The organism is Methanococcoides methylutens (assembly GCF_000765475.1).
Classification (GTDB): Archaea; Halobacteriota; Methanosarcinia; order Methanosarcinales; family Methanosarcinaceae; genus Methanococcoides; species Methanococcoides methylutens.
The window spans coordinates 1-26,938 of sequence record NZ_JRHO01000009.1; the positions used below are offsets into that span (position 1 = coordinate 1).

24 protein-coding genes, 2 tRNA genes and 4 rRNA genes are annotated in these 26,938 nt (G+C 43.4%); 20 read left to right on the plus strand and 10 right to left on the minus strand.

Annotated elements, in window-relative coordinates:
* Positions 1 to 60 precede the first annotated feature (60 nt).
* The 9 genes from LI82_RS02385 (at position 61) to LI82_RS02425 (ending at position 8,346) form a co-directional block, all read left to right on the plus strand.
* A 16S ribosomal RNA gene (locus LI82_RS02385) occupies positions 61 to 1,537 on the plus strand.
* A 112-nt stretch (positions 1,538 to 1,649) separates the two neighbouring features.
* Positions 1,650 to 1,722, plus strand: a tRNA-Ala gene (locus LI82_RS02390).
* Between the two features lie 143 nt (positions 1,723 to 1,865).
* A 23S ribosomal RNA gene (locus LI82_RS02395) occupies positions 1,866 to 4,795 on the plus strand.
* Between the two features lie 67 nt (positions 4,796 to 4,862).
* Positions 4,863 to 4,984 (plus strand): 5S ribosomal RNA (rrf, locus tag LI82_RS02400).
* Between the two features lie 195 nt (positions 4,985 to 5,179).
* Positions 5,180 to 5,251 (plus strand) — tRNA-Cys (locus LI82_RS02405).
* Between the two features lie 48 nt (positions 5,252 to 5,299).
* Positions 5,300 to 5,421, plus strand: a 5S ribosomal RNA gene (gene rrf, locus LI82_RS02410).
* The 16S, 23S and 5S rRNA genes sit together here with 2 tRNA genes alongside, the layout of an rRNA operon.
* A 177-nt stretch (positions 5,422 to 5,598) precedes the next feature.
* Entirely contained in the window at positions 5,599 to 5,973 is a 375-nt protein-coding gene (locus LI82_RS02415) for a hypothetical protein (RefSeq protein ID WP_048193373.1), read from the plus strand.
* A 4-nt stretch (positions 5,974 to 5,977) separates the two neighbouring features.
* Positions 5,978 to 6,853, plus strand: coding sequence for a UbiA family prenyltransferase (locus LI82_RS02420; protein WP_048193374.1), 876 nt, complete (start codon positions 5,978 to 5,980; stop codon positions 6,851 to 6,853).
* Positions 6,854 to 6,918: 65 nt separating this feature from the next.
* Positions 6,919 to 8,346 (plus strand): dihydrolipoyl dehydrogenase, encoded by a 1,428-nt coding sequence (locus LI82_RS02425; protein ID WP_048193375.1) that lies wholly within the window; start codon positions 6,919 to 6,921, stop codon positions 8,344 to 8,346.
* Between the two features lie 13 nt (positions 8,347 to 8,359).
* On the opposite strand, the gene LI82_RS02430 is transcribed toward LI82_RS02425, so the two are convergent.
* The 5 genes from LI82_RS02430 to LI82_RS02450 all read right to left on the minus strand — a co-directional run bounded on the left by LI82_RS02430 (position 8,360) and on the right by LI82_RS02450 (position 12,739).
* Positions 8,360 to 9,736 carry a sodium-dependent transporter gene (locus tag LI82_RS02430; RefSeq protein ID WP_048193376.1) on the minus strand — a complete coding sequence of 459 codons (1,377 nt, stop codon included), beginning with the start codon at positions 9,734 to 9,736 and terminating at the stop codon, positions 8,360 to 8,362.
* Positions 9,737 to 9,867: 131 nt separating this feature from the next.
* Positions 9,868 to 10,218, minus strand: coding sequence for a nascent polypeptide-associated complex protein (locus tag LI82_RS02435; protein ID WP_048193377.1), 351 nt, complete (start codon positions 10,216 to 10,218; stop codon positions 9,868 to 9,870).
* Between the two features lie 59 nt (positions 10,219 to 10,277).
* The gene (locus LI82_RS02440) at positions 10,278 to 10,601 is read right to left on the minus strand and encodes a HesB/IscA family protein (RefSeq protein ID WP_048193378.1); all 324 of its coding nucleotides are present in this window, start codon (positions 10,599 to 10,601) and stop codon (positions 10,278 to 10,280) included.
* 103 nt (positions 10,602 to 10,704) lie between these two features.
* Positions 10,705 to 11,925, minus strand: a complete 1,221-nt coding sequence (locus tag LI82_RS02445; RefSeq protein ID WP_048193379.1) for a hypothetical protein — start codon at positions 11,923 to 11,925, stop codon at positions 10,705 to 10,707.
* Positions 11,926 to 11,974: 49 nt separating this feature from the next.
* Complete coding sequence (locus LI82_RS02450; protein WP_048193380.1) at positions 11,975 to 12,739, minus strand: RAD55 family ATPase; 765 nt, start codon at positions 12,737 to 12,739, stop codon at positions 11,975 to 11,977.
* 124 nt (positions 12,740 to 12,863) lie between these two features.
* Between LI82_RS02450 and hisI the strand changes: the two genes are divergently transcribed.
* Together hisI and LI82_RS02460 are read left to right on the plus strand one after the other, a co-directional pair.
* A complete protein-coding gene (gene hisI / locus LI82_RS02455) occupies positions 12,864 to 13,229 on the plus strand; it encodes a phosphoribosyl-AMP cyclohydrolase (RefSeq protein WP_048193381.1) in 366 nt (121 codons plus the stop codon).
* A 116-nt stretch (positions 13,230 to 13,345) separates the two neighbouring features.
* Positions 13,346 to 15,202 (plus strand): PINc/VapC family ATPase, encoded by a 1,857-nt coding sequence (locus LI82_RS02460; protein WP_048193382.1) that lies wholly within the window; start codon positions 13,346 to 13,348, stop codon positions 15,200 to 15,202.
* Between the two features lie 59 nt (positions 15,203 to 15,261).
* Here the strand turns inward: LI82_RS02460 and LI82_RS02465 are convergent, their stop codons facing one another.
* Together LI82_RS02465 and cbiM are read right to left on the minus strand one after the other, a co-directional pair.
* The gene (locus tag LI82_RS02465; RefSeq protein ID WP_048193809.1) at positions 15,262 to 15,555 is read right to left on the minus strand and encodes a PDGLE domain-containing protein; all 294 of its coding nucleotides are present in this window, start codon (positions 15,553 to 15,555) and stop codon (positions 15,262 to 15,264) included.
* Between the two features lie 11 nt (positions 15,556 to 15,566).
* Positions 15,567 to 16,223 (minus strand): cobalt transporter CbiM, encoded by a 657-nt coding sequence (gene cbiM / locus LI82_RS02470; RefSeq protein ID WP_048193383.1) that lies wholly within the window; start codon positions 16,221 to 16,223, stop codon positions 15,567 to 15,569.
* 284 nt (positions 16,224 to 16,507) lie between these two features.
* Between cbiM and LI82_RS02475 the strand changes: the two genes are divergently transcribed.
* The 4 genes from LI82_RS02475 (at position 16,508) to LI82_RS02490 (ending at position 20,137) form a co-directional block, all read left to right on the plus strand.
* Positions 16,508 to 17,386: an energy-coupling factor ABC transporter ATP-binding protein gene (locus LI82_RS02475; RefSeq protein ID WP_048193384.1), complete on the plus strand. Its 879-nt coding sequence runs from the start codon at positions 16,508 to 16,510 to the stop codon at positions 17,384 to 17,386.
* 5 nt (positions 17,387 to 17,391) lie between these two features.
* On the plus strand, positions 17,392 to 18,204 hold the full coding sequence (gene cbiQ / locus LI82_RS02480) for a cobalt ECF transporter T component CbiQ (protein ID WP_048193385.1): 813 nt from the start codon (positions 17,392 to 17,394) through the stop codon (positions 18,202 to 18,204).
* A gap of 89 nt (positions 18,205 to 18,293) precedes the next feature.
* A complete protein-coding gene (locus LI82_RS02485; RefSeq protein ID WP_048193386.1) occupies positions 18,294 to 19,589 on the plus strand; it encodes a UDP-glucose dehydrogenase family protein in 1,296 nt (431 codons plus the stop codon).
* Positions 19,590 to 19,594: 5 nt separating this feature from the next.
* Positions 19,595 to 20,137 (plus strand): hypothetical protein, encoded by a 543-nt coding sequence (locus LI82_RS02490; RefSeq protein WP_048193387.1) that lies wholly within the window; start codon positions 19,595 to 19,597, stop codon positions 20,135 to 20,137.
* A gap of 45 nt (positions 20,138 to 20,182) precedes the next feature.
* On the opposite strand, the gene LI82_RS02495 is transcribed toward LI82_RS02490, so the two are convergent.
* Both LI82_RS02495 and LI82_RS02500 read right to left on the minus strand, forming a co-directional pair.
* Entirely contained in the window at positions 20,183 to 20,629 is a 447-nt protein-coding gene (locus LI82_RS02495; protein ID WP_048193388.1) for a hypothetical protein, read from the minus strand.
* A 24-nt stretch (positions 20,630 to 20,653) separates the two neighbouring features.
* Entirely contained in the window at positions 20,654 to 21,004 is a 351-nt protein-coding gene (locus LI82_RS02500) for a carboxypeptidase regulatory-like domain-containing protein (protein WP_201770288.1), read from the minus strand.
* Between the two features lie 75 nt (positions 21,005 to 21,079).
* Between LI82_RS02500 and LI82_RS02505 the strand changes: the two genes are divergently transcribed.
* Positions 21,080 to 22,357, plus strand: coding sequence for a tyrosine-type recombinase/integrase (locus LI82_RS02505; protein WP_048193389.1), 1,278 nt, complete (start codon positions 21,080 to 21,082; stop codon positions 22,355 to 22,357).
* Positions 22,358 to 22,659: 302 nt separating this feature from the next.
* Here the strand turns inward: LI82_RS02505 and LI82_RS02510 are convergent, their stop codons facing one another.
* A complete protein-coding gene (locus LI82_RS02510; RefSeq protein WP_081955710.1) occupies positions 22,660 to 23,274 on the minus strand; it encodes a DUF3800 domain-containing protein in 615 nt (204 codons plus the stop codon).
* Between the two features lie 367 nt (positions 23,275 to 23,641).
* Here LI82_RS02510 and LI82_RS02515 point away from each other — a divergent pair, with 367 nt between their 5' ends.
* The 4 genes from LI82_RS02515 to LI82_RS02530 all read left to right on the plus strand — a co-directional run bounded on the left by LI82_RS02515 (position 23,642) and on the right by LI82_RS02530 (position 26,863).
* Positions 23,642 to 23,998, plus strand: a complete 357-nt coding sequence (locus LI82_RS02515) for a hypothetical protein (protein ID WP_048193391.1) — start codon at positions 23,642 to 23,644, stop codon at positions 23,996 to 23,998.
* 541 nt (positions 23,999 to 24,539) lie between these two features.
* Positions 24,540 to 24,764 carry an AbrB/MazE/SpoVT family DNA-binding domain-containing protein gene (locus LI82_RS02520; RefSeq protein ID WP_048193392.1) on the plus strand — a complete coding sequence of 75 codons (225 nt, stop codon included), beginning with the start codon at positions 24,540 to 24,542 and terminating at the stop codon, positions 24,762 to 24,764.
* Between the two features lie 302 nt (positions 24,765 to 25,066).
* Positions 25,067 to 25,327 (plus strand): hypothetical protein, encoded by a 261-nt coding sequence (locus LI82_RS02525; RefSeq protein ID WP_048193393.1) that lies wholly within the window; start codon positions 25,067 to 25,069, stop codon positions 25,325 to 25,327.
* Between the two features lie 9 nt (positions 25,328 to 25,336).
* Complete coding sequence (locus tag LI82_RS02530) at positions 25,337 to 26,863, plus strand: DUF3987 domain-containing protein (RefSeq protein WP_048193394.1); 1,527 nt, start codon at positions 25,337 to 25,339, stop codon at positions 26,861 to 26,863.
* Positions 26,864 to 26,938: the final 75 nt, after the last annotated feature.

A 26,938-nucleotide genomic window follows, 5' to 3' on the forward strand; every position in this document is an offset into this window, starting at 1 on the left:
AAAGAGTTCTTTTCCGACAATTCTTAGTTAACTTCCAAATTTTGTGTGCTTTAACAAATAACTCTGGTTGATCCTGCCAGAGGTTACTGCTATCGGTATTCGACTAAGCCATGCGAGTTAAATGTTCTTCGTGAACATAGCGAACTGCTCAGTAACACGTGGATAACCTGCCCTTAGGTTCGGCATAACTCCGGGAAACTGGAGATAATTCCGAATAAACCATTGATGCTGGAATGCTTTTTGGTTCAAAGACTTCGGTTGCCTAAGGATGGATCTGCGGTCTATCAGGTAGTAGTGGGTGTAAGGTACCTACTAGCCTACGACGGATATGGGTTGTGAGAGCAAGAGCCCAGAGATGGATTCTGAGACATGAATCCAGGCCCTACGGGGCGCAGCAGGCGCGAAAACTTTACAATGCGGGAAACCGCGATAAGGGGATACCGAGTGCCAGCATATTATGTTGGCTGTCCACATGTGTAAACGGCATGTGTTAGCAAGGGCCGGGCAAGACCGGTGCCAGCCGCCGCGGTAACACCGGCGGCCCGAGTGGTAATCATTTTTATTGGGTCTAAAGGGTCCGTAGCCGGTTTGATCAGTTCTTCGGGAAATCTGACAGCTCAACTGTTAGGCTTCCGGGGAATACTGTCAGACTTGGGACCGGGAGAGGTAAGAGGTACTACAGGGGTAGGAGTGAAATCTTGTAATCCCTGTGGGACCACCAGTGGCGAAGGCGTCTTACCAGAACGGGTCCGACGGTGAGGGACGAAAGCTGGGGGCACGAACCGGATTAGATACCCGGGTAGTCCCAGCCGTAAACGATGTTCGCTAGGTGTCAGGGACGGTGCGACCGTTTCTGGTGCCGTAGGGAAGCCGTGAAGCGAACCACCTGGGAAGTACGGCCGCAAGGCTGAAACTTAAAGGAATTGGCGGGGGAGCACTACAACGGGTGGAGCCTGCGGTTTAATTGGACTCAACGCCGGAAAACTCACCGGGGGCGACAGCAAGATGTAGGTCAAGCTAAAGACTTTACCTGAATCGCTGAGAGGAGGTGCATGGCCGTCGTCAGTTCGTACTGTGAAGCATCCTGTTAAGTCAGGCAACGAGCGAGACCCGTGCCCACTGTTGCCAGCATGTCCTTCGGGATGATGGGTACTCTGTGGGGACCGCTGGTGCTAAACCAGAGGAAGGTGCGGGCTACGGTAGGTCAGTATGCCCCGAATCTCCCGGGCTACACGCGGGCTACAATGGCTGGGACAATGGGTTCCTACACCGAAAGGTGATGGTAATCTCCTAAACCCAGCCGTAGTTCGAATCGAGGACTGTAACTCGTCCTCGTGAAGCTGGAATCCGTAGTAATCGCGTTTCAACATAGCGCGGTGAATACGTCCCTGCTCCTTGCACACACCGCCCGTCAAACCACCCGAGTGAGGTATGGGTGAGGGCACGGATTTTGTGCCGTGTTCGAACCTAAATTTCGCAAGGGGGGTTAAGTCGTAACAAGGTAGCCGTAGGGGAATCTGCGGCTGGATCACCTCCTAAGCAACGATCCGCACAAAGCGGATCACCGCTATCAGTCAGAAATCGATAAACTGCCACTTTCAACAAACCACTTCAATGAAATAAGATTTCGCTGGAGAAAATGCGAGCGAGGGCTTGTAGATCAGTTGGAAGATCGTCGCCTTTGCAAGGCGAAGGCCCTGGGTTCGAATCCCAGCAAGTCCATTGGATCATTACGATTCACAATCATCAAGTGCACCGAGCAAGTAATGTTGCTTGGGAAGGATGGATGTGCCCTTTCCCCGATATTGGGCACTATGAGATCATGTATATATTACATATCAGACGCTCACTGGACAAAGTGAGATGGACTCTGGTAATTATGCCGTCAGGTGGATGGCTCGGCTCAAGCGCTGATGAAGGACGTGCCAAGCTGCGATAAGCTCAGGGTAGACGCATGGAATCTATGAACCTGAGATTTCCTAATGAGACCTCTTAGCACATTTGTGCTGATCAGTCATGATCGGGAACGCCCCGAATTGAAACATCTTAGTAGGGGCAGGAAGAGAAATCGAAGAGATGCCGTTAGTAATGGCGAATGAACCCGGCAAAGTTCAAACTGAATCCCTCCAGTAATGTGAGGGAGATGTGGTGTTGTAGGAACTTTCTAAGGTTCCGACCTTTTCTTAGCTGAACTTTTCTGGAACGTTAGACCGTAGAGTGTGAAAGTCACGTAAGCAAAGAAAAGAGGAACTGGAAATGTTCCTGAGTACCGTGTGTTGGAAATCACGCGGGAATTTGGGAGGCACCAACTTCCAAAACTAAATACGTCTTGAGACCGATAGCGAAGTAGTAGGGTGACCGAAAACTGAAAAGTACCCCCAAAAGGGAGGTTAAAAGTGCCTGAAACCTGATGGTGATGGAGCGATATGGCATGAAAGGATCTTTAGTTCGAAGGAATCAACCGCGAGGTTGTAGTACGAGTTCTAATGCCGATGTCATATCATACGTTTTGAAGAACGGGCCAGGGAGTGTATCTAAGTGGCGATGGCTAACCTTTTATCTGGGAAGCCGAAGCGAAAGCAACAAGCACGCAACCCCTCACGGGGTGAGGTGCGGCGTATACAAGTGCGTGGAGTCACTAAGTTACGACCCGAAGCCGGGTGATCTAGGCGTGGGCAGGTTGAAGCGTGGCGAAAGCTACGTGGAGGACCGCAAGCGGTATTGATCTGCAAATCATTCGTGTGACCTGCGTCTCGGAGTGAAAGGCTAATCTAACCCGGCATCAGCTGGTTCCTTCCAAAACATGTCGCAGCATGACCTAACTGGAGATAGTCGGTGGAGTAGAGCACTGATTGGTGGTCCCGGGGGAGAAATCCCTCAGCCGCTTGTCAAACTCCGAACCCACCGTCGTCGTAGAAGGTTGGAGTCCGGGCTACTGGGGTAAGCTTGTAGTCCGTAAGGGAGACAACCCAGCCCGTGGTTAAGGTCCCTAAGTGTCGACTAAGTGTTAATACTAAAGGGCGTCCTAAGCCCTAGACAGCTGGAAGGTTAGCTTAGAAGCAGCTATCCTTTAAAGAGTGCGTAACAGCCCACCAGTCGAGGTTTGGGGCCCCGAAAATGGACGGGGCTCAAGTCGACCACCGATACCACGGAGTACCGAAAGGTAATCTTGTAGGAAGGCGTTGCGTTTGGGCAGAAGCAGGGCTGTGAAGTCCTGTGGACCGAGCGGAAACGAAAATCCTGGTAATAGTAGCAGCATAGTCAGGTGAGAATCCTGACCGCCGAAGGGGCTAGGTTTCCTCGGCAATGATCGTCAGCCGAGGGTTAGTCGGTCCTAAGTTGTACCGTAATTCGAGTACATCAAAAGGGAAACAGGTTAATATTCCTGTACCATTTAACAATAAAACTGACGTTTCGGGGCAGGCTGAGCGGCGCCGTCGCGCCGTCTAAGCATCGAACTCTGTGGAGAGCCGTAATGGCGAGAAGCAGACGAATATGTTATGGCGAAAGTCAGCTTCACCCTGGAACCCGTGAAAAGGGAGTTAAATGTCCGTACCGAGATCTGACACAGGTGCCCCTAGCTGAAAAGGCTAAGGCGTGTCGGAATAATTTGGCTAAGGGAATTCGGCAAATTGGCTCCGTAACTTCGGGAGAAGGAGTGCCTGCCGTGTAGACGGCAGGTCGCAGTGACCAGAGAACTCTAACTGTCTAATATCAACATAGGAGATCGCAAACCCGTAAGGGCTAGTACGATCTCTGAATCCTGCTCAGTGCAGGTACCTGAAACTTCGGTTCAACGGAAAGAAGGGCCTGTAAACAGCGGGGGTAACTATGACCCTCTTAAGGTAGCGTAGTACCTTGTCGCTTAATTGGCGACTTGCATGAATGGATCAATGAGAGTTCTACTGTCCCTAGCCAGAGTCCGGTGAAGCTTACATTCTAGTGCAGAGTCTAGAGACCTCTAGGGGGAAGTGAAGACCCCGTGGAGCTTTACTGCAGCCTGTCGCTGGGGTGTGATTTTGGATGTACAGTGTAGGTAGGAGACGTCGAAGCCGGTGCGCCAGCATCGGTGGAGTCGCAATTGGGACACTACCCTTCCAAAGTTACGCCCCTTACTCCGAGAGGAGGACCCCGATAGGTGGGCAGTTTGCCTGGGGCGGGACGCCCTTGAAAAGATATCAAGGGCGCGCAATGGTTAACTCAAGTGGGTCGGAAACCTACTGAAGAGTGCAAGAGCATAAGTTAGCCTGACGTGATTCGGCACAGTAGCGGATCACGAGACGAAAGTCGGTTCTAGCGAACCTTTATGTCCCGCTTGGTGCGGGCTAAAGATGACAGAAAAGTTACCCCGGGGATAATTGAGTCGTTGCCGGCAAGAGCACATATCGACCCGGCAGCTTGCTACCTCGATGTCGGTTCTTTCCATCCTGGCTGTGCAGCAGCAGCCAAGGGTGAGGTTGTTCGCCTATTAAAGGAGATCGTGAGCTGGGTTTAGACCGTCGTGAGACAGGTCGGTTACTATCTACTAGAGGTGTCTGTAGTCTGAGGGTAAGTTGCTTTTAGTACGAGAGGAACAGAGCAACGGCGCCACTGGTCGATCGGTTGTCTGACAAGGCACTGCCGAGCAGCTACGCGCTAAGGAATAAGAGCTGAATGCATCTAAGCTCGAAATCTGACCTAAAAAGAGACTACGTTAAGGATTCCGGTAAAAGACCGGATTGATAGAGTCGGGATGTACGCACCAAGGCAACGAGGTGTTCAGTCCGCGGCCACTAATATCTGTGCCTCATCCGTTTTGCTTTGTCCAGGCGAAATCTGATATGTAATATAATAACATGATCATTTCCAGTATTAGAGATGAGTATGGCGGCCATAGCGGCAGGGCCACTCCTGTTCCCATTCCGAACACAGAAGATAAGCCTGCCCACGTTGCTTACTGTACTGAGGTACGAGAGTCCTCGGGAAATCTGCGTCGCTGCTATGCTCACTCTTTACCTTAACTTTTCTTCTATCTGCTACAACTCATGAGTTGTAACTTTATCTTTTTTCTAGTATTCAACAGTACTTGAGCTTTGCTTAAAGTTAGTACTGAGCTGGTAACTGATCATCAGACTTGTGCCCCCATTGTCGGAATGTAAAGGCTTATATGTCTGTATTACCTACTAGGATTCGTTCAAATGCCAAGGTGGCGGAGCGGCTACGCAATCGCCTGCAGAGCGATTCCATTCCGGTTCGAATCCGGACCTTGGCTTTCATCCGTTAACAAAAGTAATATCTAATTCATTAATAAGAGTTAGAGTACGGCGGCCATAGCGGCAGGGCAACTCCTGTTCCCATTCCGAACACAGAAGATAAGCCTGCCCACGTTGCTTACTGTACTGAGGTACGAGAGTCCTCGGGAAATCTGCATCGCTGCTGTGCTCACTCTATTTCCCTTCTTCTTTAACTGATCTTAACTCACTAGCTTTGGGTTTGCTGTTCTGATATGTTTTTATTCATGATCACAATTTTGAAAATTCGAATTGCTATACACATATGAAATAATGTTATATCCGATTGAGTCCTAAATTCTTAATGTTAGGGATATCGGGGGTTTCTATGAGTAAAGTTTCAATAGTTTTCATATACAATGCAGACAGTGGCCTGGTCAATGAAATGAAAGATTATTTTCATAAAATTGTATCCCCATCGAGCTACGGATGTAATCTCTGTGCTATTACCTATGGTAATGCAGGCATGAAAAGTGAATGGAGGTCCTTTGTGGATGATCTTCCCATTCCTGTGTTTTTTCTGCACAAGGATGAGTTTGATAAAAAATACAATTATCCGGGAGCTTCATTCCCCTGTGCCTATCTTGAGAAGGACAAAAGGCTCAATCTGCTGATCACATCTGATGAAATGAATAATTGCAGCGACCTTGAAGATCTAAAAGCTCTTGTCAATGACAAACTGAAGTTCATTGCAGGAAATTGATCCCATGGTCTCTTTTACTGAGAAACTTCAGGCATTCTTAGCTTTGACAAGGTTTGGAAACTCCTTTCTTGGCATGTTCTCCGTTATCCTTTCAGGCATCCTGTCAATGGAATTTTTTGGAAATGGAACTGAATATGCGACAGCAGCAGTGATCTCCATTTTCCTGTTCATGGGTTCCTTTTCCATAAACGATTACTTTGACCACCTTGTAGACATTGCAAACAACAGGAAGGACCGACCTATTGTTACAGGTGCAATATCACGCAACGTTGCACTTCAGGTAGCTGTGGGTTGCATGCTCCTGGCATTTTTAATATCGTTGAAGCTGGGTGAATTTGTTTCCTTGTTCATAGGCTTCAATATCCTGCTGTCTATATTCTACAGCAGCCATATGAAAAAAGTTCTCCTGCTGAAGAACATATCCATGGCTTATTGTTTCATGGCGACCATTATTTTCGGAACCATTGTAGTGGATACTGTAGTAGAACCACTGGTGCAGTTCTACATCTTAATGGCATTTCTGGTAGGCATCGTTTTTGAGATCATGGCAGATATTTCTGATATGGAAGGAGATATGCAACACCGTGTACAGACAATAGCATGGCGCATTTCTCCACGTTCTGCAGCCATAATCTCTTCTGTGATCTTCTCAGTTGTCTTTATACTTGATCCTCTTCCCTATTTCGTGAACCTGCATCCTAACCTTGTCCATGACAAATTATTCCTATTGTTGATACTGCCGGTAGCAGTTGTTTATTTATTAATTTCCAGGTCTTTGATACGCGACCATTCAAAGAACAATGTATTGAAATTGAGGTCAAGAACGATAGCACTGATGCAAATCGGTTCACTGGTCTACCTGATAGGATTCCTTATCTGAAAAAGCATCATGTATAATAATGAAACAGGCATAATATCTCTTATACGTAATTTTGGGGTGTGCAAATGAAAGAATATGATCTTATAGTGATAGGCAGCGGTTCAGGGATGAACTATGTTGGTTTGATGATGCAAGAGAACCCGGGGATGAAAGTAGCGGTCATCGACAAGGACAATCCCGGAGGAATCTGTCTTACAAGGGGTTGCATCCCATCCAAGATGCTGCTCTATCCTGCAGAACTTGTAAGGGAAATTGGAAGATCTCAGGAATTTGGAATTGATGCTGAGATCAAAAGCATAGATTTCAATTTTATTATGGAAAGGATGCGTTCTTCTATAGGTAAGGACATTGAGATGATCCACAGCGGGCTCTCATCCAGTCCAAATATGGATTACTACCAGGACACTGTAGAATTCATTGAACCATATGTACTTAAAGTTGGGGACGAGACGATCACTTCAAAGATGATCTACCTGAGCATAGGTTCAAGACCTATGATCCCACCGGTCAAAGGCCTGGAAGATGTTGTTTATCTTACAAGTGACACAGTTCTGGACCTAACGTCATTACCGGAAAGTCTTGCAATCATCGGGGGCGGTTACATAGCTGCTGAATACGGTCATTTCTTCTCTTCCATGGGCTCTGATGTAACCATAATAGGTCGCAGTCCCAGAATTATTGCTCAGGAAGAACCCGAGATAAGTGAACTTGCAAGAAGGAAAATAGAAGGTCACATTTCTATAATCACCAATCACGAAGTTGCTGAAGTTCAGGCATCTGGCAACCGGAAGAAGATCATTGCAAAGGACAGGCAGACAGGCGAACAGGTCGAGATATTAGCCGATGAGATCCTTGTAGCCACCGGAAGAAGTCCGAATACTGATATCCTCCATCCTGAAAAAGGAAATATTGAGACTGATGATAGGGGCTGGATAAAGGTAAACGACCATATGGAAACAAGTTGCTCAAATGTCTGGGCCTTTGGAGATGCCAATGGTAAATATCTATTCAAGCATGTTGGCAATTATGAGTCTACGGTCGCCTACCAGAACTCCGTTCTAAATGGTGATGTGGAAGTTGATTACCATGCAGTGCCACATGCCATCTTTTCCTATCCTGAGGTCGCCGGGGTCGGAATGGGGGAAGCAGAGGCTATTGAACACTATGGGAAAGATAACATCTCCATCGGTTTCCAGAGGTTCGAGGATACCGGAAAAGGAGTTGCTATGGCCCTTGAGGATTACTTTGTCAAGGTTATACTGGATAACTCTACTAACATTCTGCTTGGTGCTCACATCATAGGACCACAGGCATCTGTTCTCATCCATCAGGTGATAACTCTTATGAACACTCCTGGCGCAAATGTAGGTCCTATTGTTCATGGAATGGATATCCATCCATCCCTGAGCGAGGTTGTAAAACGTGCATTTTACTCAAGGATGCCTGTTGAGGAATATCACTCAGTATTGAAGTCCCTTGAACTTGAATACTGACCTCTTTTCTCTTTTATGATATTGTTCCTATCCATCCTCTGACAAGTATAAAGATTATGATAAGCGGAAGAACGTATTTTATATATGTTCTTGTCTGCTTTGGGAACTTCAACCCCTTTCCGGAATCTGTCTCCCGAATGAAATTGTTCCATCCCCATCCGAAACTATAACTGCAGAACAGTACCAGCGTAAGTGCACCTAATGGAAGGATATTGTTAGTAAATATGAAATCTTCCAGATCTAGGATTGATGTACCTTCGCCAAAAGGCTGATACCAGCTCAATGGTCCGAATCCAAGGCAACATGGTATTGATAAAACGAATATCGCAATTCCGCTTATAATTGATGCCTTTTTTCTTTTCCATCCCCATTCATCCATTGAAAAAGCTATTACATTTTCCGAGATACCCATTACAGTTGACATTGAAGCAAAGGCAAGGAACAGGAAGAAGAGAGTTCCCCACAAAATACCTGCAGGCATTTGATTGAAAACGTTCGGTAATGTCACAAAGAGGAGTCCGGGACCTGAGCCTACATCAACCCCGAAAGCAGAACATGCCGGAAATATCATAAGTCCTGCCATGAGTGCTATGGATGTATCCAGGAATGTGATCCTTAGAGATTCGCCTGTAAGTGAATGATCTCTGTTGATATAGCTCCCGAAGATGGTCATCCCCCCGACCCCTACGCTCAAAGTGAAGAATGCCTGGGTCATGGCTGCATAGATCGCCTTCCAGCTTAAGACCGAAAAATCCGGTTCAAGATAAAAGCTGATCCCTTCAGCAGCACCGGGAAGGGTCACAGAACGAATTACAAGCACTAGCAGAATAAAGAATAGTCCTGACATCATGAACTTGCCAGCCCTTTCAACCCCCTTTTGTAGTCCTGCTGAACATATAAGGATCCCAAGACCAACTACCAATGCCATCCACGTTATCATTTCCGTGGTCCGGCCCATGAACAGGTCAAAGAAAAGCCCTATTTCCGAGGGTTCGAGGTAAACAAAACTACCTTTGACCATGTAGTAGAAATATGCAAATCCCCATCCTGCAACGGTAGTGTAGAACATAAGCAGGATAACATTTCCTATGATGGCGATATATCCGAATAGGTGCCATCTTTTCCCTTCTGGTTGGAGCTTACGCAAGGATCCTGCGATATTTTGCCTTCCAGCTCTTCCGGTGGCAAATTCCATTATCAATATAGGCAATCCGAGAATTAGGAGAAATGCAAGATAGACGATAACAAAGGCAGCACCTCCGTATTTTCCTGCAATGAATGGGAAACGCCAGATGTTTCCAAGACCTATGGCACATCCCGCAGAAACAAGCAAGAACCCGATTCTTGTAGCTAATTGCTCACGGCTGGTATCCGCTATATCGTCTTTCATCTTTATCCCTTTTCATATTAATGTCAACGGGATAACTATACATCATGCACTGTATAAATATAAATCTATAAAATCTCTAAATAATGTCTCGTTTGAAAAAACAATAAAAAAAGCAGGAACCCGTTATGGGTTCATGAGGAAAGAGCAAGAATAGCTTCTGCAAGATCACCGTTAGCATCTTTGAGAGCACCAAGCGCAGCTTCTTCGCTTGCACCGGTCTGCTCTGCCACAAGCCTTACATCATCTTCAGGGATGACGACCTCACGTGGCATATCCACAGGGGTACCTGTTACCTGATAGGTATCAACTCCCTGTGCATTCATTATGCTGACACTTGCATCGTTAAATACTATATCCTTGTCTGCGGTTCTTATGATGACCTGTTCCACATCTTCTATCTCATCGATGTTGATGCCCATCTGTTTCATCATCTGTTTGACCTTTTTCGGGTTCATGCCCCGTCCGCCCATGCCTGGAATCATTTGATCACCTTTTAGTTATTACCGCGTAGGATGGTATTACTCAATTAAATATCTTGTTCTTAATGGCAACTGCCACCGCAGCTGCTGCATCCGCTTGCTGCTGCTGGGTTGTCTATGATGAAACCTTTGCCACCTTCTGTATCAATGTAATCGATGGTTGCCTTGTCCAGCTGTTCGCTGATATCTGAGCCCATAACAACCTTGATCTCCTTGCTTTCGACTGTGATATCTTCATCACTGATCTCGTTGTCGAGTGCCATTCCATACTGGATACCGCTGCATCCCATACCTGCAACAAATATTCTCAATGCATGGTCCTGTTTGTCCTCAGCCTCAAGCAATGCTTTCAATTCGGTTGCAGCAACGTCTGTAATTTCGATCATTCTTTGTCACTCCATTTTTTGGTAACTTTCTAAAGCCAATAAATGCGTTGGTCTCTATATACAGTTTTCGTATATATATGTTCGGTTAGTTACGAACGTTCATTCACATGAACTCTACATCATCATCTACAGGATTGGTCAGTATTTCCTGTGTATATGCGTTGATCTCCACTGAGTTCCTTGCACCTTTTACTTCCCATATAGGCACATAGACAAGGTCGATCTTGAACCTGATATCATCCATTGATGGTTTGAACATCTTGTGTTCGGAGATCATTGCCTCTCCAACGACATTGTTGAAACGCACATCCTTTGTGTATTCTTCGATAATGTTCGATATTAGCGTGCTTTCCGCTTCCTTCTGGTCGATCATCTTGCTCTTGATCTCATAGTTATCATCAGGAAGTGTCACACGGTCATTTACCTGGTGCAGTTCTAACTCTTCCTTATTGCCGTTGAGGGCATTAAGACAACCCTGTCCCTGGCCGGAAATATCAATGACCTTGTTCTTGAACCTGTGCTCTGCTTTGACAGCATAGGCATAATTCCAGAAAGGTACGAACTTGAGAACAATATTCTCAGGGATCCCTATCTCGGATTTTGCCATTGCTGCAGCCCTTTCCTTTTCCAATTTTATAGGTGCAGTGTGAAGATCAAGTGTTGATGGAACTGGTTGTGGAACTGGGGTCGGAGCTTTCCATAATGACTGCTGTGGCTCTGGTGTGGCTGTCACAGGTGCTTCCATATATGATCGTTCAGTTTCCTGATACCTTCCAACTGTGTCTGCCTGCTGCATCTCAGGTGAAGTTGCCCAGATGTTGAAACCATCCTGTTCTTCCTGTGTGGGCATCTGTGGAGCAGACGGCGTGGAAGACTCTGTTGAAGGACTTGATATCTCGGAGCTTACTTCAAAGCTTCCTGAGAATCCAGTAGATCTGGATGCATGCTGATCTGATATCATAGCATTACTGTCTACATCGTAAGCCACAAGCTGTAGATCGGTAGCATTGCCTTCAAGGTCGGCGATGACAGCTTTTCCTATCTGGAGGGAGAGTTCGTCACGATCCCATGTGATAAGGCCCACATGTGTTGCATAATCGTAGAGCTCCGGCTCCATTTTCTGCATGGTGACATATAGTCCCACTCCGTCATTGATCTGGTCTGCAAAGTTTTTGATCTGTGCAGGATCTGGCTGACTGGTAAGTAAAATATAGGTTCGGTGGTCGTTTTTCTCTACGATCAGGTCCACAGTGTCAGATTCTGAAACACTATGTCCGGAAGTTGTGAATATGTTTGTCAGGAGTTCAGCAAGTTTTTCTTTCATTCTCATCAACCATTTTGTTATTCAAATCTGAATGTCCTCGCTACAAAGATCAGAGAACTCTGGTCGTAGTTTCCAGTTCAATGCCTTTTTGAGTTATATTATATGATATGGTCTTGTCAGGAGGTATCATTCCTCTCATCTTACGTATCAATATAGTTCTCTCTATCTCGCTTCCACGTTCTTTCATGCGGAATTCAATAACCCCATCACAAATGCTCTTGAGTCCATTTTCCACTTGCGGGTCATGTGTTCCGCCGGTCATAAGGATGAGTTGTACAGCATTAGTGAGCTTTCCGATAGAGGAGATAAATTCGATAGCTTCCGTAACAGATTTCATATCGTAGGATCTCAGGAAATATGATATGGAATCGATGACCCCTCTGTACTGCCCTTGCCTCTCTTTAGAGGTAGCAGACTTAAGCTGGTTCATCGTATCAGTGTTCTGTTTTAGGAAATCCTTGGCAGAGAGGTTGCATGTAATACTTTTGGGCAGAATATTGCAGAACCTTAAGTTATAGGCATCAACGAAGTCCATTTTTCCGTCTTCGACATATTGCTCAACATCCCATCCGAAGGTCCTCATATCCTCAATTATTTCCTGAACCGGATGTTCAGCAGAGAAATAGTAAACTTCTTCATTGTTCGTCAGACCACCATATACGAACTGTTGTGCAAATAGCTCTGAACTTGCACCGGGTTCTGCAAGTATCAATATAGTTGTTCCCGGAGGGACTCCTCCTCCAAGCTGAACGTCAAGTCCTAGCAAGCCAGTCGGTACCCTGTATCCCCCTCTTCCATCGAAACTATAATCCATTCTTTCACCTTGATATCATATGCAAAAAAATATGCTAATAAAGTTTCTATACACCATATTATTATCATTACATATTGATTCCTCTTAGTTTTTATAGTTATAGTATATTCATTAACTGATTAATATGATAGAGCTTGACAATCTCAAATATGATGACAATGGGCTTATCGCAGCCATTGCACAGGACAATAAAACTGGCGAAGTTCTCATGTTTGCCTACATGAACGAGGAGGCTCTTAAACTTACCATTGAGACTGGCATTGCTCACTACTGGAGTCGTAGCAGGCAAGAACTGTGGAAAAAAGGCGAAAGTTCCGGGCACATGCAGACAGTACACGAGATGCTTATAGATTGCGATATGGACGCCATCGTAATGAAGGTCGAACAGGAAGGCGGCGCATGCCACACAGGCTATCGTTCATGCTTCTACCGAAATATCGAGGGTAATGTTGTTGGTGAGAAGGTGTTTAACCCCGATGAGGTCTACTGATATTTTTGAAACTGAGATTCTAAGGGACTATTTTTTGTTCTCTTTTCTTTCCCTTTTCTGATCATCTCTTTTTTTCCGTCAGTTATATTAAATAGTTTTGAACGATAGTTCTGTTTATGGAAAACAATGAGATAACAAGGATAGTTCCTGATACAAGTGTAATTATTGATGGTCTTGTATCCGAAATGATTCTTGTAGGGGACTATGAGGGGGCTGAAATATTCATTCCCGAGGCCATGGTGGCAGAACTGGAATCCCAGGCAAATCGTGGTCTTGAGATCGGTAATAAAGGTCTGGATGAGCTGAAAAAACTGCAAGAATTGGCAACAGAGGGTCTTATCGATATATCTTTTACAGGTGAACGGCCGACCATAGAAGAGAGAAAGTATGCTAAAGAGGGTGCAGTGGATGCTATAATCCGTTCATCTGCTGAAGAGCTGGACGCTACTTTTGTGACAGGGGACAGGGTTCAGTATGACGTTGCAGTGGCAAAGGGGATGGACGTGGAATACCTTCCTCCGAAAAAAGCTGAGTTCATTACTTTGCATATTGAGGATTTCTTCACTGATGATACAATGTCCGTGCATCTGAAGAACAAGGTCATTCCAATGGGCAAACGTGGTTCCATCAGGAATGTGGAATTTGTAGAAATAAGGGATACTCCATCCACTTCAGGTGAGTTGAAAGAGATCACCCGCGAGCTTCTTGAAAGAGCAAGGGCTGATCCGGAGTCCTTCATTGAGATGTCTTTAAACGGTGCTACCGTACTGCAGATACGCGATATGCGAATAGCTATCTCGAATCCTCCATTTTCGGATGATGTGGAGATCACAGCAGTACGTCCTGTGGCATCGGTAAAGCTGGATGAGTACCGTCTGGGTGACAAGCTCAAGGAGAGGATACTTGGACAGCGTGGAATTCTGGTATCAGGTCCTCCGGGAGCGGGTAAATCCACATTCGGAGCAGGAGTTGCCACTTTTCTGCATGAACACAATTATGTTGTAAAGACAATGGAATCTCCAAGGGACCTGCAGGTTCCCAGAGAGATCACACAATATGCTCCTCTTGAAGGAAGCATGGAAAAGACCGCAGATGTGCTGTTGCTTGTAAGGCCTGATTACACTATCTATGATGAAGTGCGAAAGACCCGTGATTTCGAGATATTTGCGGACATGAGACTTGCGGGTGTCGGCATGATCGGTGTTGTGCATGCCAACCGTGCCATCGATGCTGTGCAGAGGCTCATCGGTAGGGTGGAGCTTGGTGTTATTCCACAGGTTGTTGATACTGTCATCTTTATTGACAAGGGTGAGGTAGCCCAGGTCCAGACCCTTGAGTTCACTGTAAAGGTGCCATCTGGAATGATGGAAGCTGATCTTGCAAGACCGGTAATTGTTGTTTCTGATTTTGAGACATCAAAACCTGAATTTGAGATATATACCTTCGGTGAGCAGATCGTTGTTATGCCAGTATCAACTTCAACAGAAAGCAGGAAACCTGTCTGGTCTCTTGCGGAAGGCGAGATCAAGGACGTTGTCCAGCGTTATACCAGCGGTCCTGTTGAAGTGGAGATGACCTCCGACACAAATGCTGTTGTAAAGGTTTTCGAGAAGGAGATCTCGAAGGTGATCGGTAAAAGTGGTGCAGTGGTAGATGAGATCGAGAGGATCGTAGGTGTCCACATTGATGTGCGTGAACTTAAAGAGCAAGGTCGCAAGGGCAAGGGTGCTGATAAGAACAGATTCTCCGGAAGTTCCTATCGTCCTACTGTCGAGCACACAAAGAAGCATGTGATCCTGAACGTTCCTGAAATAGCTTCACAGGATGTCGAGATCTATGCAGGTGAAAATTACCTTTTCACTGCAACAGTTGGTCGCCATGGCGATGTCAAGGTCCGGAGTAATTCTGCAATTGCTCACAGTATAATGGATGCTGTGGATGATGGTGAACCGATCCTTGTGAAGATCATTTGATGTAAAAAAAGTTAGAGGAGGAAATATTTCCTCCTTTAGTAATATCTGTTTTCTAATTTTTAGTTAGATCTGTTTGATTTCAGCACCTTTGCAAGCCCAAAGCTTATGACAAGGATCCCAATGGTGCCTGCTGAAATAGCAACGATCTCGCCGAGTTTGCCCTTTCCTTCAATTGAATAGTCCGGCATAGGGGAATCGATTGCAGGGTCTGCTTCTTCAAGTTCTGCAAATCTTTCTTCATCGATCACACTTTCTGCAGCACTTTCCAGACCATCAGGATCTGAAGATGCAAGGTATGGTGCAAGTACTGATATCAGGAGTGCTATTGCCAGTCCTGCGTACAATAATTTCATGTTCTGGCTCGTCACAATAATGCCTCCTTTGAATCTTCTGTGATCTTGCTGTCCACAAGATCAGGACGTGCTTTCGCGATCGCTGCTATCGCAATTGCAGTGATCAGTCCTTCTCCGATGATGCCTATTACAAAGTGGAATGTTCCCATTGCCACCAGCCCTGGTACGAGTGGGAATGTACCTGCGATGCTCATCTCGATCGCTGTTGCGATAGAGGATATGAAAAGCCCTAACCATGCACCGAAGAATGCTGATATCTTAATGTCAATGTTTTTGCTTCTCAGTGCAACGAAAGAGTAGTAACCTACAAAACCTGAGATAACTCCCATGTTCAGAATGTTGGCACCCATTACAGTAATTCCACCGTCAGCGAACACGATCCCCTGAACCAGAAGTACAAGCGTCAGTACAAGCACTCCGGCAAAAGGGCTTCCAAAGATTATTGCTACAAGTGCAGCTCCGACCATATGGCCACTGGTACCCATTCCAATGGGTATGTTGAGCGCCTGAATTGCAAATATTCCTGCAGATAATGCTGCAAGTATTGGTATCTTCATATCATCCATATCTTTTCGTGCCCATCTGAAGGACATAAAGATAAACGGAAGGGCTATTGCCCAGTAAATTAGTGCCTGGGATAGCGGCATAAACGAATCTGGTATATGCATTATATTTCCTCCTTTTTATGAATATATATAATTTTGTATTATTTAGTATTACGTAATTATAATTTCTTATTACCAAAAAAACTGCAATAATATATATAAGTTTAACGGAATTCAAAAGGTGGATGGTCCTGTAAATCAGGTGTCAGACCTCAAAGGCTTGAATCTTTTCGTAATGAGATCAATAAACAGAGTATGAAGATTGTGGCATAATTTATTAATAATAATATATCTTCTTCCTGTCACTTAGCACCGGTAATGCATGATAAGTAGCAGATGAGATCAACATGGCTCGTGAAAACCCTATTATCGAATTGAAGAACCTTTCTTACAAATATTCCAGTAGCGATTCAAAGGCACTTGAGAACATTGATCTGACCATCAATGCAGGTGAGAAGATAGCTATTCTTGGAGCGAATGGTGCAGGCAAGTCAACACTTTTCAAACATCTTAATGGCATACTGTCACCTTCTTCCGGTGAGGTTGCTATCAAGGGAGATACGATCTCTAAGAAGACCATCCGTAAAGCACGTCAAACGGTCGGTATCGTCTTTCAGAATCCCGATGATCAGGTATTCTCTCCTACTGTGGAGGAAGATGTGGCCTTTGGTCCGATGAACATGGGACTGCCGGAAGATGAGGTTGAAGAGAGGATAAGGACCTCACTTGAACTTGTGAATCTGAAAGGATTTGAAAAACGTGCCCCTCATCATTTAAGTGGTGGCCAGAAAAAGCTTGTCGCTATTGCAGGAGTGCTTGCCATGCGTCCTGAGGTCGTAGTACTCGATGAACCTACAGCAGGACTTGATCCAATAAACGCTGCTCAGGTAATGGATATAATTGACAGGATGAACAGGGATCTCAATATGACCGTTGTGCTTTCAACACATGATGTTGACATCATTCCGGCATTTGCTGACAGGATCTGTATCCTCGACCATGGGAAGATACTGGCAACAGGTACTCCAAAGGAAATATTTAGGGATCACAATCTGATACAGAAAGCCCATCTGCGTATGCCGAGGATAGCAGAGGTATTTGAGCTTTTGCAGAAAGAGGGCATTGATGCCCAGATCCAGATCGCTCCGACAGATGCAAGGGATGAGATCATCCGTGTACTTGATCAGGGCAGAATACAGAACAAAATGCAGGACTCAGCGGAGTAAGCCTCATGGGTATAGGATTGACTGAGATCGAAAGGGAATCCTATAAGGACAGCCCTGTTCACAGGCTGGATGGCCGCATCAAGATAATAGCCTTGATCAGCATCGTCTTTTATGTAGCAGCTCTTCCAAGGCTGGATGATTCGAACTTCATCAAGTTGCTTTTTCTTGAGAGCTATCTGGTCCTATTGATGATCATCGGGAACTTGAACCTCTTTTACGTAATGGCAAGGATCCTCGCAGTGATTCCATTTGGTTTAGGACTTGCTATTTTCCAGCCTTTTATCAGGCAGCCTTTCATCGAAACGTTCACAGTTTACCCTATGTCATTTCCCTTTGGTCTTACCATGACCTACGAAGGTCTGGATTTTGGCCTGACCCTGATGGCAAGGTTCATTGTATGTGTGACCTCTGTTATTGTATTATCATCTACAATGAAAATGAACGATCTCGTAGTTTCTGCAAGAAGGCTGGGTGTCCCCAGGGAGTTCACTCTTCTTCTTACAATGATGGTAAGGTATCTCTTCGTGTTCTGGAGTGTTCTCAAAAGGATACGTGTAGCACAAAAATCCCGCCTGTTCGATGTATGGAACAAGGATGTCCCCAGAAAGTGGATCCTGGAGCAGATAGGGAACACTATAAGTTCGCTTTTCGTGCAGTCCTATGAACAGGGTGAAAGAACATATGTGGGAATGCTCTGCAGGGGATATGGGAACGATCACAATAATCTTTATTTCCACAAATCAAAACTTCAGGTAAAGGATGCAATTTTCGGTCTTTTTACCGTTGGATTGATTTTAGCAGTTCATGCTTTTCTATGAATGAAGGGCCATGGGAAGGGCCCTGTATGGTGCAAAACCATTATTATAATATACATCCTTTACAACTTTATTAAACAGGAGTGATTTTTATGAAGGTATCTATTGTTGGATCCGGTTATGTTGGTTCAGTTACAGCTGCGTGTTTTGCAGAACTTGGACACGAGGTCATCTGCATCGATATTGACGAAAAGAAGGTTCAAATGATCAATGACGGATTTCCTCCGATCTGGGAGGAAGGCCTTGGGGAGTTGATGAAAAAACATGCGGAGAAGAACCTCATAGCAACATCTGATTATGATTATGCTATACAGAATACGGATGTCTCATTTATCTGTGTGGGTACTCCCTCCAACGAGCATGGCAATATCGACCTGTCCATTGTAGGTGCTGCCTGCAAGAGCCTTGGAATGGCAATGGCGAAAAAGAATGGTTTCCACATCGTGGTCGTAAAAAGCACAGTAGTTCCACAAACTACCGAGGAGATAGTCCTTCGTTTACTTGAGGAACATTCAGGTAAGGTAGCAGGCAAGGACTTCGGTGTTGCCATGAATCCTGAGTTCCTGAGGGAAGGCAAGGCTGTTTATGATTTCATGCATCCCGATAAGATCGTTGTTGGTAGTATTGATGAAAGAACCGGAGCTCTTGTTGCGGAGCTATATCGCGATCTGGATTGCGAGGTCACAAAAACCACTCCAAGTACTGCTGAGATGATCAAGTATGTGAACAATTCCTTCCTTGCCACAAAGATCTCGTTCTCCAATGAGGTCGGCAATATCTGCAAGCGTCTGGGGATAGATACGTATGAGGTAATGAATGCTGTAGGTGCGGATTTCCGTATCTCCGAGTATTTCCTGAACTCAGGTGCCGGCTTTGGTGGTTCCTGCTTCCCAAAGGATGTGCGTGCACTCATTGGTAAAGCAAAGGAAATCGATTATTATCCATCTCTTCTTGAATCCGTTATCGAAGTGAACGAGCTACAGCCGTTGCAGATGTTGGAGCTTCTTGAAAAGCATGCAGGCGATGTAAAAGGTAAAAAAGTGGCTGTTCTGGGCCTGGCCTTCAAGAACGAAACGGATGACATACGTGAATCACGTTCCATACCTGTTATAAGAAAACTTCTGGAGCTTGGAGCCGATGTGACTGCATATGACCCGATGGCAACGGACAACATGAAGGTATTGATCGAAAATATAAGGTACTGTGATAGTCCTGCAGAGGCACTAAAAGGCGCAATTGCATGCCTGATCATGACCGAATGGGATCAGTTCAGGGAACTCGATTCCGAATTTGCCGGCATGAAGAACAAGTTAGTGATCGATGGCAGGAAGATGATCGACCCGGAAAAGCTTGAAGAGGATATTGTTTACGAAGGTCTCTGCTGGTGAGTTCTATGAGTGGGGGTACTACAAAAGAGGACGTCCGTGGGAGGATCGAGTCCTTTGACCAGAGTGTCAGGAGCCTTGAGAAGCGGCTTCGTGCGGTTGAAAGACGTCTGTCTGTCGAAGTTCCTGCTGAGGATGTTGCAGGTACTGTATTTGAGACACAGCAACCGCCGGTTTCCGGCGATGTCCGATCTGCAATTGAGAGCATTGACAAGTTAAAAGTGGAAGTTGAAGAGCTACGGTCACTGGTGGAAGGTTCACTTCGAGTGGATATTGATAAGCTGTCCGACAAGCTTGAAGCATCACTTGCATCGCAGGATGAGAAACTCATGCGCATAGAGGATCGCAACAGGATAAGCATCGGCTCTATCAGGATGCCTGTGGAGCTTTCAGGTATCATGGGGGCGGCACTCCTGCTTCTTACAGGCGGTCTGATCTTTGTAGGCAGGTGGGATATTCTCCGCTCCCCTTACTTTTCACTGGGGTTAGGATTAGTTCTTGCTATTGCTGTTCTCATCAAGTTCTATGTGGTCAACAGGAAAACTGATTGATTGTTGAATAGTTAGCTAACAACTAACGAATTGATCGAGCACTGTTCATCCACGGATAACTTTCACAAAGTGCTCGTCATTATTTTCAAGATAGCCATCAGCCATTGTCTTGATGGTTATGTAACCCTCGCGTTTCCCGATCGGAAGCGAGATGTTCATAAGTTGCATCTGTACCTGGCCTGAGCTATCGGTCAGACCACCGGCAGCAACGGTTCCGGAAGGGTCTCTCAGTACAACATTACATCTGCTAATGGGCTCTCCGTCAAAATTGGAAACGGTGATCTCAAGAAGACCTGTATTGCCGCTCTCTTCTGGCAGCGTTATGCTCGTTACATTAGAAGTTGCATACATGGGCCTGGGTGCAGTGGGTGCGTTGACTATGGCTGATACGATCACTGCAAAGCCGATCATCCCGATTATCGTCAGGACCACCATGCGTATTGGCAGTCCTATGGCTGCTCTTTCATCCTGAATGATGTTCTTATCTGGCATATTTTTTTAAAAAAGAATGTGAGGTCATTTTGTCTTGATGACCATCACTGCATCTTTCTTCTCGTAATCGTAGAAACCATCGGCTGCAATGGTAAGGTCCATTGTACCTTCGTTCTGGTTAGCACCCATTTCTACCTGTGCAGCGGTTGTAATTAGTGTGGTCTCACCGTTGATGTCAGTGGTATTGCTTGCCACGCCACCAAGACCTCGCAAGACCGCGTTCGCGTTACGGACCGGATTTCCGTCAGGGTCTGTAGCCGTGATCTTGACTACGATTGTCAATGGGTTCTGTGCGGTTACTGCATCCACCACAATTGTGTTTCCTGCACTCGGGACAGTTCCCTGAAGGCCTGCTTCATCGATGTTCACGGCCATGTTCTTTGTGGGTGGCGGGATAATTGCTATAAGTATATATTAAGAGGAGGAATAATACATAAATGGCGGTAAAAAATGAAAAAATCAGAATTAGAAAAAGATGAATACATAAATGAATGGTTTATGGGAAGAAATTTAGCACCACGTACTCGAATAAATTATATTTTGGGTATGCAACATTACACTGAATATACAGGCAAAACCCCCATTCAATTAATCGACGAAGCTGAATCAGATATCCAAAATGGTGTTCTACCAAGAAAGCGTTCTATAAAAGGCTACTTAATTGGTTTCAAAGAACATTTAAAGGGGAATGTTGTCGATAACAGTGTGCGCGCATATGTTGCGGCTGTTAAGAGTTTTTACACATTTTTTGATATTCCTATTCCTGATATTGTTCGTAATAGTAAACGAGCTAAACCGTCACCCGAAAATCTTAAAATACCAACAATAGATGATGTCCGTGAAGCTTTAAAGCATTGTGACATCAGGGAAAAGGCCATTATTCTTGTCGGATTGTCTTCTGGACTTTCAGCTAACGAAATTACAAATCTGAAAATTTGTGATTTCAAAGATGGTTACGATGAGGATACCAAAATAACAACACTGAAGCTCCGAAGAGGGAAAACAGGTGTTGATTTCGTTACTTTTTTAACGCCTGAAGCAAGTGAAGCGGTAGGGGATTATCTGGAATGGCGCAATCGTGAAATTAAATTTCATGATGCTTCAAGGAAAAATGCTGCTTTGAAACAGCGTATTAATGATGACAATGGTTATCTTTTCATATGCAAGGTCATTAGTGGTAAGTTTCTTGAAACTGGCGATGAAGAATTACGTCGTTTTGATGCAGAAAAAGGTCTGGGCAAAATGTACAGTTCCATCAACATCAGGCTTGGAAAGGGATCTACTAACAGAAATCGTCATCTTATTCGTTCTCATAACATGAGAAAACTGTTCAGTACCACCTTAAAAAGTATTGGATGCAACAATACGATGGTAGAATATTGGATGGGGCACTCATTAAGTAGAGTTGATGATGCTTATTTTAAGCCGAATGATATTGATAAAATGAAAGGTACATACCGCAAATATATGCCACACCTGCTTGTTCAGAAGGAAAATGTTATTGCTGAATCACCTGAATTTCAAAAGATAGTAGAAGAAAATGAAAAATTAAGTGGCGAAGTTGCCAAAGCAGTCCTCGAACGTTCTGAAATGGAAAATATGAAAGCAAGACTTGCAGAACAGGATACGAAAATTGAAGAACAAGCGAAGGATAATGAGATTTTCACCACTCTTCTGAACAAATTAAGAGAAAACCCCGAATTCCTAAATAAAATAATGCAGACCTAATTAAAATCTTATTCTTTAACGAATATCAGACACTTATGGCAGATGGGTTATAAAATTAGAGAGGCTTTAGAACTCTTACTCCCATCGTGGTAATGTAAGAGTTAAAACTATTAGTATTGCAAGTAATACCCCATAAAATTAAGAAACATCTACAACATTATGTTGTATCATGTTGTATTGTGTTGTATTATACCGCATAATTTATATTCTTAAAAAACATAGCAAGAATTACACGGGTAAAACCAGTAAGGCAGTGTAACTTGAGATGCACGATAAAGAGTCCTTACTGGTACTGTAAACCATCAGGACCACACCTCGTAGGCTTCTGATCCTATTTTTAACACATCAATATACTCACCATTACAACGCTCTATTTTTTGGAATGCTGACCATGCCAACACATCAGCAAACTGTAATCCACCCCATGAATGTGAGTTGCTATGATGAATTTCAACAGTTTCTAATGATGAATTCTCCATTAAGCGCTCTTCGAAATAGTGATTGAAGTCATCCCTTAGAACTTGTTTCCCTTTTGACTTATCAATCCTAACAATGACTTTGCCCTCATCTAAATTTATATTAGTTGCTAATTTTCCAGCAGCAAAATTATACATTTTGTGTTTATTTCCTTTCAGAAATGAGCTGTAGCATTTTTCTTTGTTGAGATTTACAAAAAATGCTTGTGCATCATCAACTCCATTGAGCTTACTTAACATATGTTTAACAAGTTCTGGACTGGAACTATTAGCCTTAATTTCATTGGCATTCTTCAACTGTTTTTTGAATTTGTTCCTTCGCATATTCTTAATTATTCGATCAAGCTTGTCTGGAGATTTAACTACAAGAGCTGATAAAATTAGATATTTAGATTTCGATCCAAGATCTCCGCTTTCATCAATAAACATGTAGCTAACCATTCCAATCACGCTTCTAAATGAATAAATACAATATAAACTTATTTTTACGTATACTTTAGGAAGTAAGAGTGTCTAGGTTACCTGACAAATACTAAGAGCGTAGTGTGCCTTGTCCAATACCTGAAATGTAGTACTGAGTGTGAAATGCAGCACCCAGCAATCAAAAGAAGTGCAATTAATATCAAGGTTTTGGTTTTTCACAAAAAGATGATGCTTTACATCGATCCGGATTAATTTTATCTTTAAAAATGATTATAAATATAGATTATATTCCATCCGAACATCTACGTACATTATAAATAAGTGCATAAACGCTCCATGAGCAAAACAGTGAAAAGATATATGCATTGAGTTTCATTCACCATTTATGTTCAAAGTATTGAAGGTGTTTTACTCAGATGCAACATTCGCATTTGCAATATTCATGAGTTTGAAAGCATTTTTAATTCTTTTAGCATACAAGAGCAAGTATCTTTTACCCAGCGTTTATACTAACGATATCTCACACAACGTTAAAGTGCTACAATCTGGAATTACAGAAGGAATAGAAATTGCAATAAATGCTGCGAATCCAGTTCCATTCATATCAATAAATGTTATACCCCCAGGAATCACATGGGATTGGATCACAGTATTTATATCATCATTCTCTTTGTTGGTAGCATATGGAGTCTACAAAGTAAGAAAAATGAACGAATACTCCGACTATGGATATCGATATTGAAACTCTGAAAAAACTAATGACATTCTTACAATTTGGCTTTCCTGAACTCATCTCATAGAGGTTGAGCCACCTACTCACCATTAGCCTAATGACATTCAATGGTAAATCAACTACTTACCATAGACTCACATAAGTCTAACATTTAATCACTTCTTACCGTGTACCTAATAGTTTATGTTGAAAAACATGCCGCATAATGATGAAAAAGAATACTATAAATTCTTATTTTGCAAAATTGTTACAAAAATAGAAAACACAGTCAATAGGCACTGTCGTACATCATTCCTTATGATAGGAAGAGAATTAATTTCTACTTTTTTGAACTTTCAAATTCCTTTGTTCCTTAAAATAGATAGGCATCCCCACATTTTTCCACAATCATTTCCATCGCTGTAAAATATTTTATTAATGATGCCTTCTGAGTTCTTTTCTGGATACTTTTTACAGATCTCATCGAAATCATTAAAAAGGTCTATGAGAAGCTTTGTGAGAACAGAAAAATGTCAACTCAGTTGACAAGAAAAATACAACCGGAGAAACTATGTTGAAAAATATAAGAACTGTAAGTGGCGCTCAAATGGGCGTTTTAAGAATCTGCCTTCCACCTGCCCTAGCAGCAAATGCTGGGATTAACCCGGGTGGAAAAGTAGCGATTACGATTGAAAAAGGGAAACTCGTTGTTTCTCCAATCCCCGGACTTTTGGACGAGCAGGGGACTGAGAAACATATGAGAACAAATTCATTTAATCCCCCAAGGAGTAAATAAACATGTTTTCAACAAAAAGAAAACTAATTTTCTCATATTTAAAGAGTTTCCCCCTTAACTTCGAAGAGGTGGTTTGGAATGGGCAATGTTGATGGAATGGACCTAAAGTCCTATTCAGTTTTCCTCGTGAAAACACAATCCGAACTGCTAGATATATGGGAATCTCGCGGAGATACCTTGCGTTGTGGGCTTGCTAAATTAGTTCGTGAGATAGCTCAATCAGTAGAAGCATAACCAGACGCCGAACTACAAAATTAAAGCAATTACAATTAATTGAAAATTTATATTAATGAGGTTATAATATGACCTATCTTAAATTACAGAATGCCACATGTGGCTGTTACAGTAGAAATCGAATGACTACGAGTATCCAGACTACTTTGTCTTCATTTGAACAAACAAAGAACGAACAATTTGGTATAGACCATCAGAATCTCGAAGCCTTGGAATCGTCCATCAAGAACGCTGAAAATTCCACAGATGAAACTGACGATATCATTCCATACACTGATATCCAGTCAATTTCGAAATTTTGTTTATTTGAAGGTACGGGTCAGTCATGAGGTTATTCTATGACTAAATTTAATCAATCTGAACTTGAAAGGAAATATACAGATCACAATAAAGTGGCTTCCGATGATGAAACCACTTTTTTGTTTTCCTGCCTCTATTGCATGTTCAATATTTTTATTGACCCTAAAGATTTAGGAGCCCTCATACTTAGCAAAGAAGGAGTGGCCCGGAACAAATGGAAGGATCTTGACCTAAGAATGCCTGACCTTTCCAAAATCTTACCTGCCGACCATTTCATAAATGTCTACACCAGATGGGTAAAGGGCTTGACAGATGCCTACTACGAATATAATGTGTGCAGTGCATTGTGGCTTCTGGCGGCTTGGTACGACGGAAAAATAGTTCTTAAGACGAAGCAAGGGACAATCAAAGCCAATATTTTTGTTCAAATTCTTGGAAAATCGACAACAAGCCGCAAAAGTACAGCTGTTAAGAAATGCAGGGAGATATACGAAAGAGTCACAGGCACGAAGCTTACTGATGATGCACAGTCAGTTGAGGGATTAATAGAATCATTAGCATTAAATTCACACCAAAATTTGATTTCCGATGAATCATCTGGTTTGATGGCTAAATATCATAAAAAGTACAATGAAGGTATATTTGACGAATTGTGCAAATATTATGATGGGGTAGGTACTAAGAAAATATTATCCGGTAGCAAAACAGGTGGTCCGACCGAATTTACTGTTACTGACCCCTACATTAACTCGTATTATGCGACAACAACGAGAAGATATTGTAATGTCATGAATATCATGGATTTTGAATGTGGGTATGGCTACAGAACTCTATATGCTGTACCTACTTATCAAAAGCCATATATGGATATTGACATGGAGACTGATGAAGATGTTAATAATCAAGCAGTTGTAATTAAGCATGGAAATGCCATTTATCAAATCTTAAATAATTTAGGAACTACTGAAATGGCATTTAATGATGATGCACTGGCACTTTATCAATCCACAACACGAAAATGGGAGACGGAAGCCGATAAATTTGAGAACGATATTTACAGTTCAGCATTGGGAAGGGCAAGTGATTATGTCCTTAAGATTGCAATGCTTATCGAAATAGGGAAAACGCCAATTTCTGATACCATAACAAAAAAATCAATTGAAGTCGCAATCAATTTGGTTGGTACTTACTTTTTACCTTCCTGTATCTACGTAATCGAAAGGCTCGAAGAAGATGAAAAATTCAATCAAATCGAGAAGGTTCTAAAAAAATTAAGGGATAAGGGTGGTTCTTGTGGCCATTCTTACCTTTTGAGAGCTGTGAAAATCAAAAGCAATGATTTTTCAGAAGTCATCGAAACATTAATTGAATCAGAGACTATCAAAAAGTATGTCTCTGAAGAAACAGGTGCTCAAAGCTATCTTCTAATCAATGATGATGATAGCGTTCTGTCAAAGCTTCGTGCAGATCAAGATTCTACTGAATCCATACGATATATTCCGAAAGGTGCATTGACTGAACCCCAACTGAAAGGCTTTGACAAGATTCTTGCACTGATGGACTAATGAGGAACTTTCCAATCGATTGAACAAATCATGTCATGAATCAGCAGTTTTTATGATAAGCTGATTTATGATTCT